The sequence below is a fragment of the Streptomyces sp. MS19 genome (genome assembly GCF_047200595.1).
Taxonomy (GTDB): Bacteria; Actinomycetota; Actinomycetes; order Streptomycetales; family Streptomycetaceae; genus Streptomyces.
In genome coordinates this window covers 91,511-104,634 of record NZ_JBJZOH010000010.1, presented here as the reverse complement: position 1 = coordinate 104,634, position 13,124 = coordinate 91,511, and the positions used below count along the sequence as shown (strand labels likewise).

The following is a 13,124-nucleotide window of genomic DNA, read 5'->3' as shown; positions in this document are numbered from 1 at the left end:
GGCACCGTACCCTCCGACGCTCCGCAGGTGGCCCGCGCCCGGATGCGGCGCGGTGACCCGGTGGGGTGGGCGGGCGGCGGGAAGGGGCGGGAAGGGGCGGGACCATGCCGCGCACCACGTCGTTGAGCCGCAGACACCTCCTCGCCGCGGGCACCGGATGCGGCGCGGGCGCGGGCGGCGCCCCCGACCTCGACGCCGCCGAGGTGCCGACCGGCGAGGTCACCCTCGACTGGTGGTCGTTCCGCATGGCCACGGCGGACGGCGGGGACGTGCGCGAGACGCTCGTCCGCGCGTTCAACCGGCGGCATCCCGACATCCGCGTCAACCTCGTCGAGGCGCCCGCCAACACGGACATCACCAGGACCACGCTGTCCACCGCCGACGCGAGCGGCGCGCCGTTCCCCGACTTGTACATGGGGGACGTGGCGTGGCCCGCGCAGTTCGAGTACAACGCGTCGGCCCTGCCGCTCGGTTCGCTGCTGCCGGGCGCGTTCTGGGAGGGCTTCCCCGGCGCACTCGTGCGCGCGCGGTCCTTCGAGGACGAGCCGTACGCGTTCCCCTTCCACAGCGACCAGTCGTACCTCCACTACCGCGCCGACCTCCTGGACAAGCACGGCCTCGCCGTCCCCCGCACATGGGAGGAGGTCGCCCGCGCCGCGACCGCCGTGCGGCGCGCGGGCGACGCCGACGCGGGCGGCACCGTCCCTCGACTCCACCGGCGGCCGGGTGACGCTCGGCGGCCCGGTCGGCGAGCGGGCGTTCGGCTTCCTCCAGGACGCGCCGGCCGGCGGGGTGGTCCCGGCGGCGGTGGCGACGTTCAAGGAGCAGCACTCCACCGACGCGTTCACCGGCGGGCGCGCCGTCTCCCTGCGCAACTGGGCGTACGTCTGGGGGTGGTCGAGGGCGCGGGCTCGCCCGTCGCGGGGCGGGTCGGCGTCATGCCGCGCCCCGGCTTCGACGGCGGCGGGCCAGACGGCCACGGCTGCCTCGGCGGCTGGTGCGACTTCGTCACCATCCCGGTGGGCATCGCCGTGCTGGTGCCGGCGTTCCGCCGCACGGCCCTCTCCGGCTTGACGGACGGCGCGGTCAAGGGGTGAGTCCCCCGCCACCTTCGGTGTCAGAGGCGTCACTTATGGTAGGAGCGAGGAGAAGGGGGAGCGGATGTGGGTACGGAGGGCGTGGGGAGCACCGATCCGTTCGACGCCGAGTGGGCGGCCTACCAGGCGGCGGCGCGGGACGAGGTGGCGCGGACGCGGCTGAACGGTCTGGAACCGGGGGGCGGTACGGTGCCGGGTCCTGAGCTGACGGCGGACGCCGGCGCCAAGCGTGACGCGGCCGACCGGCTCGAACAGGACCTCGTGCCGGACGTGGCGCGTGTCGGCGACGCGCCGGTCGGGGAGCTGGAGGGGGCCGCGGCCAGGCTGTCCGGCTGGGAGTCGGCGACGGGGCTGCGTGACCTGGCGGAGGTCTGGTCACGGAAGGCGGGCTACCTGCGTGACCAGTTGGAAGCGGAGGCCGTGGTGCTGCGGGCGGCGGCGTCCGGCTTCCAGGGGACGGAGGCGGAGATCACGTACCGCCTGGCCGCGCTGCGCGGGGAGATCCACCCGTGGTGACGTACGCGGACGTCCTCGACGACGGCTTCGCGGCGGCTCTCGCGTCCGCCGCCGACGCCCTGGAGACGGCGGCGGAGGGGTACGCCGGTGTCGCGGAGGAGTACGCGCGGGAGGTCGGCGCACTGACGCGGCACGGGCGGCTGTGGACCGGCTTGTCCGCCGACAGCGCCCACGTGCGGTTCTCCGACACGGCGGGTGAACTGGAGGCGGCGGAGGCGGAGGCGCGTGCGCTGTCCGCGCTCCTGCGGGACGGCAGGTCGGAGCTGCTGCGGCTGCGCACCGTCCTCACCGGTCTGGCCGCCGACGCGGCGGACGCCGGTCTCCTGGTGGACGCGCGCGGAGTCGTCCTGGACGCGCTGGACCGCACCGGCAACCCGGACGTGGACGACGCCCGCGCCGAGTGGCAGCGGCGCGTGGACCGGGCGGTCGCCGACGTGGCCGAGGCGGACACGAACCTGCGGCTCGCCCTCGCCCGCGTCGCGGAGGGGCGTGACGGCCGGCACGCGGGCATTTTCAACGGCGGGGCACGGAGCGACGTGGACGAGGTGCTCGGCGCCCGCGCCGAGGAACTGGCGCGCCGTGTTGCGGAGGGCGAGGAGCTGACGGGCGCCGAGTGGGACGAACTGCGGCGGCTGCTCGAACTGAACGCGGACGACGCCGAGTTCAGCCGCACACTGCTGTCCGGACTTGGTGCGGACGGACTGGTCGACCTGGCGGCGCGTGTCACCGCCGACCCCTCCGGCCGGCACACCGCCCTGCGCGACGGCATCGCCGCCGCCCTGGCGACGGCCACGCGCGTTCCCCTGCTCGAACCGGGCTCGGCGGCGTACGGCCAGTGGTCGCGCGGCGAGGAAGGCCGCTTCTACACGCGCTTCCTGGCGGACCTCCACGAGGCGGGCGTCGCGGAGCACGCGGTCCCTGGCCTGACCGACCAGGACGTCCGCGGCTACCAGCTGCTGGTCAGCCTGATGGACACCGAGCCGCCGGGGGAGTGGGGCGAACGCTTCCTGCACGACCTCGCGGACGGCGTACGGACGGCCGAGGACCCGGCGCAGGGCGGCGCCCCGGACATCTGGCGGCTCAGGGGCGACGACCTGGGCGGCGTCGAGGGCCTGGACGCGGACGACCTCGACCGCTTCGCCCTCGACCCGCTGGACGGGCTGCTCGGCATCATGAGCCACGACCCGGCCGTCGCCTCCGCCTACCTGGACCCGGCGGGCGGCGACGACCGCCTGGAGTACCTGCTGAACGAACGCTCCTGGTCGCACTACGAGATGGCGACACCGAGCGGCCCGACCGCCCTGCCGGACGCGGCGGGCCCCGGCTTCGCGGCCGCGCTTGAGGCCGCGACGACCGGTATCCCCCAGGGCGCACCCCCCACCACGGACGGCCTGAACCGCACCGACGAGGGCGCCCGCGTGATGGAGGCGGTGGTCCGCGAGTTCTCCGAGAACCCCGCACGCATCGCCGACGGCGGCGACTTCGCCACGATGCGCCCAGAACTCTCCCGCATGACCGCGGCGTACATGGCGGAGGTGCAGCAGGCGATCGCACGGGTGGAGGTGGCCCCGCCTGAGCTGATCGAGGCAGACTTCAGCGGAATGGAGCTACCGGCCCTACTCGGCACACTGGCCTCGGATCCCGAAGGCTACAACGTCCTGTCGGCCGCTCAGCAGACACACACCGCCATTGCGCTGGACTACGCCATGAACCGGCCGGATACCGAAGCCGTTACGAGGGGAGACCGTGTCGGACCAGCGGTGGTGCCGGGTGCGTCAGTCGCGTGGATCATCAACGAAGCGCGTGCCGACGCCGTTTACTCAGGTGCCGTCGCCTCGGACGCGCAGTTCAACGGGCGACTGGAGACCGTCGAGGAGTGGACTGGCATGGTGATCGACGAAGTCGTCGGTCGCCTCGGCGACCGGTATCCGGTCGCAGGACCGATTCTTGAGTGGGGGGTGAACGAACTATCCACCGCTTTTTTCGACAGTATGCAGCGGGACACCAGCGCGGAAGCCGCTCAAGATGCCTCCGACGGGTTCGACGAAGGGCTCGATGCCACTCGGCTATCAGCTGAAGAGGCCATGCGGATCGCGGGGCAGGCCGCCGGTCTTGGAGGCGACAGTATCGGGCCCTTGGTCAACATCGTCTCCCTCCAGGTGACGGAATCCTTCAATGCCCCACCAGAATGGCAGGCTCCCAGCGATGCGCAATAATTTCTTCTCCGCCTGCTGCCGACAGGCTGTGGCCGCCGTTGGCTGCGTCGGTGTCGCCGTTCTGCTCTCGGCATGCGGGGGCGACGAGTCGAATGCGCGAGAGTACGATTTGCCCTCGAATTTCTGCGGAGTCGAGGTGCCTACTGGGCTCTACGACCCCATTTTTCCGCCGGGAGGAGAGGTGGAGAGCCGGGGAAGATTCGACGGGGCAGTGCCTGCCGGGCTGAACTGCTCCTACCGCGTTGACGGGGAAACCGCCGTCATGTCCGGAACGAGTGGCGATTCCGAGTTCGACTCCTTCCTCGCTGTGCGCGGTCTCGACTATTCCATGAGCGAGGCGGAAAATGTGGCGGGCGAGTATGAGGCCCTCGTGTGGCCGGGGTTCGTCATGGCGAAGGCGCCGTGCACCGTTGGAGATGATGAAAGCGCCATCATCAGATCGTTTACGGTCGCGGTGCAGGTGCAGCACCCGGAGGATGGTGAGGAGTCGAAGCGAATTCTGAGTGAGTTCATCCAGCCGTACATGGCCGCGCTTCTCGACCAGATTCCGTGTGCCGAGTACGGCGCTGGAGAGGGTGGCGAGTGATCAGGAGAAGACCTTGGCCAGGCGGCGCAGGCCCTCCGTGATGTCCGGGGCCGTGTGGGCCGTGAAGCTCATGCGGATGGTCGCGGGGTCGGGGGTGCCCGCGTAGAAGGGGGCGCCGGGGACGAAGGCCACGTCGTGGTCGAGTGCCTTGGGGAGGAGGGCCGTCGCGTCGGTGCCCGCCGGGAGGTGGGCCCAGACGAACATGCCGCCCTGCGGGCGGTTCCATGTGCTGCCGTCGGGGAGGGCGTCCGGCAGGCCGGTGAGGAGGGCGTCGCGGCGTATGCGGTAGTCGGCGCGGACGCGCGCCAGGTGGGCGTCCAGGTCGTTGTCCAGGAGGTAACGGGCCGCCGCCGCCTGGTCGATGGTCGAGCTGTGGAGGTCGGCCGCCTGCTTGGCCACCGCGCAGTGCCGCCGCAGCGCGGCCGGTGCGCGCAGCCAGCCGAGCCGCAGGCCGGGCGCCATGATTTTGGAGAAGCTGCCCAGCAGGACCGTGCGGTCCGTCGCCTCGGGGAAGGCCGAGATCCACGGCTCCGGCTCGCCCTCGAAGCGCAGCTCGCCGTACGGGTCGTCCTCGACGATCCACACGCCGTGGCGTTCGGCGGTGCGCGCGATGGCCTGGCGGCGGGCGGCGGAGAGGGTGTTGCCGGTCGGGTTCTGGAAGTTGGGGACGGTGTAGAGCAGCTTGGGGCGTTCGCGGTCGATCAGTTCGGCGAGCGCCGCCGGGTCGATGCCCTCGCCGTCCGTGGGCACGGGTATCGCGCGGGCCCCTGCGAGGGCGAAGCACTGGAGGGCCGCGAGGTAGGTCGGGTCCTCGACCAGCACGGTGTCGCCCGGGTCGAGCAGCGTCGTGGCCAGCAGCGTCAGCGCCTGCTGTGAACCTGCCGTGATCAGCAGGCTGTCCGGGTCCGTGGGCAGGCCGCGGCCGGCGAGGCGGTCGGCGACGGCGCGGCGCAGCGCGGGATCGCCCTCGGTCGTGGAGTACTGGAGGGCGCGGCGCGGGGTCTCGGCCAGTACGCGGTCGTACGCGGCGCGCAGGCCCTCGGCGTCGAACAGCTCGGGCGCGGGCAGTCCGCCGGCGAAGGAGATGACCTCCGGGCGGGCGGTCAGGGCGAGCAGTGCACGTATGGGCGAGGCCGGCGCCCCGATGGCGCGTGCCGCCAGGGCGGGGACGTCTGCGCGGTTCTGCATGGGCACAGGATACGGAACGAGTGCGTGTAGGTGCCAGCTATTGTTTCACGCTTCGGAGAAACCTGTCCGCCATGTGGGACGGCCGGGGTGCCAGCCCCGGGAGCGCGCGAGGTCGGCGCGGGCGCCGCGGGCCCAGCCGGGGCGTTCGTCCGACGCCACGGGCTCCGGCGGCGGCGCACCCACGGCGGCGGCGAGGACCGGCACCCACAGGCGGGCCGGGGCGGGCTCGCCGTCCACGACGTTGACCGGGCCGGAGGGCCAGTCCAGCGCGGCGACGGCGGCGGACGCCGCGTCGTCCACGTGCACGAAGGAGCTGACCGCCGCGTCCGGCGTCACGCTGCCGAGGAACGGCGGCCCCGGCTCGCCCCGCAGCGCCGCCGCGGCCGCGCCGTCCGGGACATACCAGGTACCGGGCCCGTAGAGCAGGCCGAAGCGCAGGACGACGGCCTCCGGCAGCTCGGCCGACATCCGCTCCAGCGCGTCCACGGCGGCGACGGTCGCGCCGCGCGGCCCGGGGGCGTTGAGGTCGAGCGGGACGGACTCGTCGGCCGGGTCGGCGCCGGGCGCGTAGGCCCAGGCGATCGACTGCGCGACGATGCGGCCGACGCCCGCCGCGCGCGCGGCGTCCACGAGGTGGCGGGTGCCCTCGTGGCGGAGCCTGCTGTTGGCGGCGCCGTCCGCGCCGGACAGGTCGGTGAGCATGTGCAGCACGGCGTCGGGCGCCGCCGCGACGACCGCGTCCCGCAGGGCGTCGGCGTCCAGGACGTCCACCTGTACCGCCTCGGCGCCGCCGGCCCGCAGCCGCGCGGCCCCTGCCTCGCTGCGCGACGTGCCGGTGACCCGGTGCCCGGCGGCGAGGAGCCGCGGGACGAGGGAGCGGCCGACGGCGCCGCCGGCGCCCGCGACGAAGAGGTGCATGGCGGTCAGCGTAGGCGCGGCGCGCGTCAGGCGCTGCCGGGATTCGCCGCGCGGGCGTACCTGGCGGCCTGCTCGCGGACGGCCGCTGCCAGTTCGGGGCTGTCGGAGGCGTCGAAGTCGGCGTCCAGGACGGCGAGCCAGCGTGCCATGGACCCCGGCGAGTCCGCGCCGAACGTCACGCGGCACGACTCCCCGTCCAGCGGCTCCACCGTCTCGGGGCGCCCCCAGTACCCGAGCCGCTGGACGACGGTCCCGGCCGGCGCGTACACCGTCACCCGCGCGGTGAACGGCTCGCGCGCCTCCCGGACGCCCCGGCCGACGTACGCCGCGAGGTCCTCCTCGGGCAGCGGACGCGGGGTGAAGCGCGGACCGGTCGGCACGCGGGGCGTCATCCGGTCCACGCGGAACGTGCGCCAGTCCTCCCGGTCCGTGTCCCAGGCGATCAGGTACCAGCGGCGGCCCCTGTTGACCAGGCGGTACGGCTCGACGTCGCGGCGGCTGGCGTCGTCGCCGTGCGTCCGGTAGTCGAAGCGCAGCCGCTCGCGGTCGCGGCAGACGCCCGCCAGCAGCGTCAGCAGGTCGGGGGCGACGCGCGGTCCCGGCGTGGCGGCCGAGGTGACGGTGTACTCGCCGAGCGCGGCGACACGGCGGCGCAGCCGCGGGGGGAGGACCTGCTCCAGCTTGGCGAGGGCGGACAGGGACGACTCCTCCACCCCGGCAAGGGAGCCGCCCGCCGCCGTCCGCAGGCCGACCGTGACGGCCACGGCCTCCTCGTCGTCCAGCAGCAGCGGCGGCAGGGACGAACCGGCGCCGAGGCGGTAGCCCCCGGCCGGGCCGCGGGTGGCGTGGACGGGGTAGCCGAGGCGGCGAAGGCGCTCGACGTCGTTGCGGATGGTCCGGGGCGTGACGTCGAGGCGGGTGGCGAGGTCGTCGCCCGTCCAGTCGCGGGGGGTCTGGAGGAGGGACAGCAGGCGCAGCAGGCGTGCGGAGGTTTCCAGCATGCGTGCATTGTCGGACGCGATAGCGGAACGGAACTTTCCTGAATGGCCGGGAGAGTGGTCCCCATGAACACGAAGCCGTCCCCCGAGGGGACCAAGGACCGCCGCTGGCTCGGCCTGTTCGCGGTGCTCGCCGCGATGATCATGAACCTGCTCGACAGCACCGTCGTCACCGTCGCGGGCCCCGCCATCCAGACCGACCTGGGCGGCTCGGCGGCCGACCTCCAGTGGACGGCCGCCGCGTACACGCTGGCGCTCGCCGTGGGGCTGCTGACCGGCGGGCGGCTCGGCGACATGTACGGGCGGCGGCGGGTCATGCTGCTGGGGATCGCCGGCTTCCTGGCGGCGTCGGTCCTGTGCGCGCTGGCCTGGTCGCCCGAGTCGCTGATCGCCGCGCGGGTGGTGCAGGGGCTGGCGGGCGCGGTGCTGATCCCGCAGTCGTTCGGCCTGATCAGGGACCTGTTCCCGCCGCGGGAGCTCGGGAAGGCGTTCGGCGCGCTCGGGCCCGTCATCGGGCTCGCCACGATTCTCGGGCCGGTCGTCGCGGGCGTGCTGGTGGACGCCGACGTGCTGGGCACGGGGTGGCGGATGGTCTTCCTCATCAACCTGCCGATCGGCGCGTTCTCGCTGGTCGCCGGGGCGCGGGCGCTGCCGCGGGGCGCGGGGCGGCCGGGGCTGCGGCTCGACGGTCTCGGCGCGCTGCTCGCGGGGGCCGGGATGTTCCTCGCGGTCTTCCCGCTGGTGCAGGGACGTGAGCTGGGCTGGCCCGGGTGGCTGTGGGCCGTGGCGGCGGGCGCGGTGGTGGCGCTGGCCGGGTTCGCGGTGCGGCAGCTGCGGCGGGCGAGGGCGGGGCGTACGCCGCTGGTCGAGCTGAGCGTGCTGCGGCTGCGGTCGTACACGTCCGGGGTCGGGTTCATCGTCGTGTTCTTCGGGGCGGTGGTCGGCTTCTCGCTGACGCTGGGGCTCTTCCTCCAGCTCGGGCTCGGGTACGGGCCGCTGCGGGCGAGCACGGCGATGGCGCCGCTGGCGGTGGGCGCGTTCTTCGGCTCGTGGTTCGCGGCGGTGCTGAGGGGGCGGCTCGGGCGGCGGATCCTCCACCTGGGGCTCGCGCTGATGGTGGTCGGGCAGCTCGCCGTGTGGATGGTGCTCGGGGAGGCCGGGAGCGGCGTGGACCGGTGGGACCTGGCGCTGCCGCTGCTGGTCTACGGCTTCGGGATGGGACAGATCTTCGTGCCGCTGTTCGACGTGGTGCTGGGGGATGTGCGGGACCACGAGGTCGGGTCGGCGTCGGGGCTGCTGGAGTCGTTCCAGCAGGCGGGGGCCAGCCTGGGGGTCGCGGTGCTCGGCACGGTGTTCTTCTCGGGTCTTGGCGCGGGCGCGGGCGCGGGCGCGGGCGCGGGTGCCGGTGCGGACGGCGGGGTGCGGACGGTGGTCGACGGGTTCGTGGACGCGCAGCGCGAGGTGACGCTGCTCGCGACGGGGCTGGTCGTGGTGGCGTTCGCCCTCGGTTTCCTGCTGCCGCGCCGGGCCAGGGAGGCGGCCGTTCCGGCGGAGGTGCCGGCGGAGGCGCCCGCCGGGGCGGAACGGGTCGCGGCGGCGGTGTGACGGACGGGCGCGGGCGGGGGGGGGGGGGGGGGGGTCCCCCCCCCCCCCCCCACCCCCCCCCCGCCGACGGGTCCGCCCGCTCTGTCCGGCTCCGGCGTCGGTCGGTCGTCCACGCCACGCCCCCGTCCACCTGTCGCCGTCGTGAAGCTCTCCCACGCTAGATGATCGGACGCAGGGGCGGTATGCGGCGTTGCCTCTCCGGTGCCGATCCGTGCTGTGGGCGTGCCGTGGCGGGCCATCGTCCGGGCGGCGGGCGGCCGTTCGGGGAAAGCGGCAGCTCAGGGCGTATACGCTCCTGCTATACACGAGGTTTATACATCGTGTGTATAGTGCGGGGCATGTCCATCAGCCACACCTTGCTCGGCCTCCTGGAGGCGGGACCGCGCCACGGGTACGACCTCAAGCGCGCCTTCGACTCCCACTTCGGCCACGACCGCTCCCTGCACTACGGGCAGGTCTACTCGACGATGTCCCGCCTGCTGAAGAACGGGCTCGTGGAGGTGGACGGTGTCGAGCCCGGCGGCGGCCCCGAGCGCAAGCGGTACGCCATCACCGCCGAGGGCGTCACCGACGTGGCCGGCTGGCTCGCGCGCGCCGAGAAGCCCGAGCCGTACCTTCAGAGCGTCCTGTACACCAAGGTCGTCCTCGCCCTGCTCACCGGCCGCGACGCCGACGCGCTGCTCGACGTCCAGCGCGCCGAGCACCTCCGCCTCATGCGCGAGCTGACCGCGCGCAAGGCGGGCGGCGACCTGGCCGACCAGCTGATCTGCGACCACGCCCTGTTCCACCTCGAAGCCGACCTGCGCTGGCTCGAACTCACCGCCGCCCGCCTGGACCGGCTCGCCTCGGAGGTCCGACCGTGAACCACCCGCACACCGCCCCCGCCCTCCTCACGGCGACGGACGTCCACAAGACCTACGGCGCGACGCCCGCCCTCAGCGGCGCCGACTTCACCATCAGGGCGGGCGAGATCGTCGCCGTCATGGGCCCCTCCGGCTCCGGCAAGTCGACGCTCCTGCACTGCCTGTCCGGCATCGTCCCGCCCGACAGCGGCGAGATCCGGTACGCCGGCCGCGACCTCGGCGGCCTCTCCGACGCCGAGCGCAGCGCGCTGCGCCGCACGGACTTCGGCTTCGTCTTCCAGTTCGGCCAGCTCGTGCCCGAGCTGACATGCACCGAGAACGTCGCGCTGCCCCTGCGGCTGACCGGCACCCCGCGCAAGGAGGCGGAACGGCGCGCGACCGAGTGGCTGGCGCGCCTTGAGGTCCAGGACGTGCGCCACCACCGCCCCGGCCAGATCTCCGGCGGCCAGGGCCAGCGCGTCGCCGTGGCGCGGGCACTGGTGAACGACCCGCGCGTCCTGTTCGCGGACGAGCCGACCGGCGCCCTCGACTCCCTGAACGGCGAACGCGTCATGCAACTGCTCGTCGCCGCCGCCCAGGAGACCGGCACCGCCGTCGTCCTGGTGACGCACGAGTCGCGCGTCGCCGCGTACTCCCACCGCGAGGTCGTCGTCCGCGACGGGCGCGCCCGGGACATGGCGGGCGCCGCGTGAGCGCGGGCCTCACCGACATCAGGGCCACCGGCCAGGACCGCCCGGAGCGCCCCGACGGCGGCACGAGCTGGCGGCGCGACCTCGGCATGGGGGCGCGCTTCGCGCTGGCGAGCGGCGGGTCCGGCTGGATCAGGACCGCGCTGACCGCCGTCGGCGTCGGCCTCGGCGTCGCCGTCCTGCTGCTCGCCGCGTCCATCCCCGGAATGCTCTCCGCCCGCGCCGACCGGCAGGACGCGCGGGTGCCCCAGTGGGGAACGGGCGAGATGACGCCCGGCCAGGACACGTTCCGTTTTCGCGACATGGGCACCGAGTACCACGGCGACCGCATCGACGGCCTCGCGGTCCAGACCGACGCCGCTCCCGCCGACAGCACCGCGACCCTGCCGCCCGGCACCGACCGCTGGCCGGGGCCGGGCGAACTCCTCGTCTCCCCGGCGCTCGGCCGCCTCCTCGCCTCCGACGACGGCGCGCTGCTCGCCGACCGGCTCGGCGACGACATCGTCGGCACCATCGGGCGCGAGGGCCTCGTCGGCCCCGGCGAGCTGTACTTCTACGTGGGCACCGACGACCTCCCCGAGGAGACGCCCCGCACCGACGCGTGGATCGAGAGCATGGCCGGCGAACCCCTCGGGCCGACGCTGACCCTGCTGATCCTCATCATCTGCGTCGTCCTGCTGATGCCCGTCGCCGTGTTCATCGCCACCGCGGTCCGCTTCGGCGGCGAACGGCGCGACCGGCGGCTCGCGGCCCTGCGGCTCGTCGGGGCCGACACGACGACGACGCGGCGCGTCGCGGCCGGCGAGGCGATGACCGGCGCGCTGCTCGGCCTCCTCGTCGGCGGCGTGTTCTTCTTCGCGGGCCGGGGGCTGCTGGGGGACGTCAGCGTGTGGGGCGAGTCGGGGTACGCGTCCGACATCAGGCCCTCGCCGGTGCTCGGCCTGCTGATCGTCCTCGCCGTGCCCGCCTCGGCCGTCGCCGTGACGCTCTTCGCGCTGCGCGGCGTCGTGATCGAGCCGCTCGGCGTCGTACGGGAGGGCGCGGCGCGCGGGCGGCGGCTCGGCTGGCGGCTTGTGCCCGGCGTGCTGGGCGCGCTGCTGCTCGTCCCGCTGGCCTTCACGTACGAGGCGGCGGACGACGTCACGCTGACCCAGGCCACGGCGGGTGTCGTCCTGCTGCTCGTCGGCACGACCGTCGTCCTGCCCTGGGTCGTCGAACGGGTCGTCGCCCGGCTGCACCGCGGCCCGGTCGCGTGGCAGCTGGCCATGCGCCGCCTCCAGCTGAGCAGCGGCCCGGCCGCGCGGGCGGTGAGCGGCATCACCGTCGCCGTCGCGGGCGCCACGGCGCTGCTGATGCTGCTGGCGGGGGTGGACGAGGAGCAGACGTTCGACACCGGCCGTGACCCGAGCGGGGCGCAGTTCGAGGTCACCGTGCCGGCACCCGGACCGGGGGAGCCGGAGCGGCTGACGGCGGACCTCGGCGCCCAGCCGGGCGTGGCGGCGGTGTACGGCGCGGTCGTGGGATGGGGCGTCGAGACGGACGCCGGGATGTTCGACTTCACGATCGCCGACTGCGCGGTGCTGCGGCAGCTGGTGGCGCTCGACTCCTGCGAGGACGGCGACGTCTTCCTCTCCGACTTCGCCTACCAGGGCGGCGGCGCCGCCCGTCCCGACCCGGGGCAGGAACTCGCCTTCACCGGCACGCCGGACACCTGGACCGTCCCGGCGGACGCGCCGGTCGTCCACGCGTCCGGCGACCCGGGCGGTGGGGTGACCGCCGGAGTCCTCGCCACGCCCGGGGCGTTCGACCAGCGCGTGCTGCTCGACCCGATGAGCCGCGTCCTCGTGCGCGTCGACGAAGCCGACCCGGACGCCGGCGAACGGGTCAGGAACGTCGTCTGGGGCCACGGCTTGGACACCTCCGTCTGGGAGATGGAGAGCGAGCGGCAGCCCGAGCGCTTCCGGAGCATCAAGCAGGGCCTGCTCGTCGGCGCCACCGGCGTGATGGGGATCATCGGGCTGAGCATGGTCGTCACCACGATCGAGCAACTGCGGGAGCGCAGGCGGCTGCTGTCGGTCCTGGTCGCCTTCGGCACGCGCCGCGGGACGCTGGGCGTCTCGGTGCTGTGGCAGTCGGCGGTGCCCGTGGTGCTCGGGCTGCTGCTGGCGTCGCTCGTCGGCACGGGGCTCGGCGCGATTCTGCTGGCGATGGTGGACCTGCCGGTGGGCAGCTGGTTCTTCTTCTGGCCCATGGCGGGCGCCGGTGCCGGGGTCATCGCCCTGGTGACGCTGGCGAGCCTGCCGCCGCTGTGGCGGATGATGCGCCCGGACGGCCTCCGCACGGAGTGACCTCCCCGCCCGCCCGCGCCCCCCGCCCCCCAACGGCCGGGGGCGCGGGCGGGCGGCCGTGCGCGGCAGCACGGGCCCGTTCCTGGCGGGCGATCCGGTC

At 74.3% G+C, this 13,124-nt stretch carries 11 protein-coding genes; 8 read left to right on the top strand and 3 right to left on the bottom strand.

The window, feature by feature from the left end:
- The first annotated feature begins 104 nt into the window (after positions 1 to 104).
- The 4 genes from ACL02R_RS13250 (at position 105) to ACL02R_RS13235 (ending at position 4,415) form a co-directional block, all read left to right on the top strand.
- Positions 105 to 1,097, top strand: a complete 993-nt coding sequence (locus ACL02R_RS13250) for an extracellular solute-binding protein (RefSeq protein ID WP_412797075.1) — start codon at positions 105 to 107, stop codon at positions 1,095 to 1,097.
- 81 nt (positions 1,098 to 1,178) lie between these two features.
- Positions 1,179 to 1,613, top strand: a complete 435-nt coding sequence (locus tag ACL02R_RS13245) for a hypothetical protein (RefSeq protein WP_412797074.1) — start codon at positions 1,179 to 1,181, stop codon at positions 1,611 to 1,613.
- Positions 1,607 to 3,829, top strand: coding sequence for a hypothetical protein (locus tag ACL02R_RS13240; protein ID WP_412797073.1), 2,223 nt, complete (start codon positions 1,607 to 1,609; stop codon positions 3,827 to 3,829). The genes ACL02R_RS13245 and ACL02R_RS13240 overlap by 7 nt, the downstream gene beginning before the upstream one ends.
- Positions 3,819 to 4,415 carry a hypothetical protein gene (locus tag ACL02R_RS13235; RefSeq protein WP_412797072.1) on the top strand — a complete coding sequence of 199 codons (597 nt, stop codon included), beginning with the start codon at positions 3,819 to 3,821 and terminating at the stop codon, positions 4,413 to 4,415. Before ACL02R_RS13240 ends, ACL02R_RS13235 begins: the two co-directional genes overlap by 11 nt.
- On the opposite strand, the gene ACL02R_RS13230 is transcribed toward ACL02R_RS13235, so the two are convergent.
- From ACL02R_RS13230 to ACL02R_RS13220, 3 genes are read right to left on the bottom strand one after another with little or no spacing between them, the layout of a single operon-like run.
- Positions 4,416 to 5,603: a PLP-dependent aminotransferase family protein gene (locus ACL02R_RS13230; RefSeq protein ID WP_412797071.1), complete on the bottom strand. Its 1,188-nt coding sequence runs from the start codon at positions 5,601 to 5,603 to the stop codon at positions 4,416 to 4,418.
- A gap of 45 nt (positions 5,604 to 5,648) precedes the next feature.
- Positions 5,649 to 6,521 carry an NAD-dependent epimerase/dehydratase family protein gene (locus ACL02R_RS13225; RefSeq protein ID WP_412797070.1) on the bottom strand — a complete coding sequence of 291 codons (873 nt, stop codon included), beginning with the start codon at positions 6,519 to 6,521 and terminating at the stop codon, positions 5,649 to 5,651.
- Positions 6,522 to 6,547: 26 nt separating this feature from the next.
- Positions 6,548 to 7,522, bottom strand: a complete 975-nt coding sequence (locus tag ACL02R_RS13220; protein ID WP_412797069.1) for a helix-turn-helix transcriptional regulator — start codon at positions 7,520 to 7,522, stop codon at positions 6,548 to 6,550.
- A gap of 63 nt (positions 7,523 to 7,585) precedes the next feature.
- Between ACL02R_RS13220 and ACL02R_RS13215 the strand changes: the two genes are divergently transcribed.
- From ACL02R_RS13215 to ACL02R_RS13200, 4 genes are all read left to right on the top strand, one after another.
- A complete protein-coding gene (locus tag ACL02R_RS13215) occupies positions 7,586 to 9,124 on the top strand; it encodes an MFS transporter (RefSeq protein WP_412797068.1) in 1,539 nt (512 codons plus the stop codon).
- Between the two features lie 338 nt (positions 9,125 to 9,462).
- On the top strand, positions 9,463 to 9,987 hold the full coding sequence (locus ACL02R_RS13210; RefSeq protein WP_412797067.1) for a PadR family transcriptional regulator: 525 nt from the start codon (positions 9,463 to 9,465) through the stop codon (positions 9,985 to 9,987).
- On the top strand, positions 9,984 to 10,679 hold the full coding sequence (locus tag ACL02R_RS13205) for an ABC transporter ATP-binding protein (protein WP_412797066.1): 696 nt from the start codon (positions 9,984 to 9,986) through the stop codon (positions 10,677 to 10,679). Before ACL02R_RS13210 ends, ACL02R_RS13205 begins: the two co-directional genes overlap by 4 nt.
- Positions 10,676 to 13,024, top strand: coding sequence for an FtsX-like permease family protein (locus ACL02R_RS13200; RefSeq protein ID WP_412797065.1), 2,349 nt, complete (start codon positions 10,676 to 10,678; stop codon positions 13,022 to 13,024). The genes ACL02R_RS13205 and ACL02R_RS13200 overlap by 4 nt, the downstream gene beginning before the upstream one ends.
- Positions 13,025 to 13,124 lie beyond the last annotated feature (100 nt).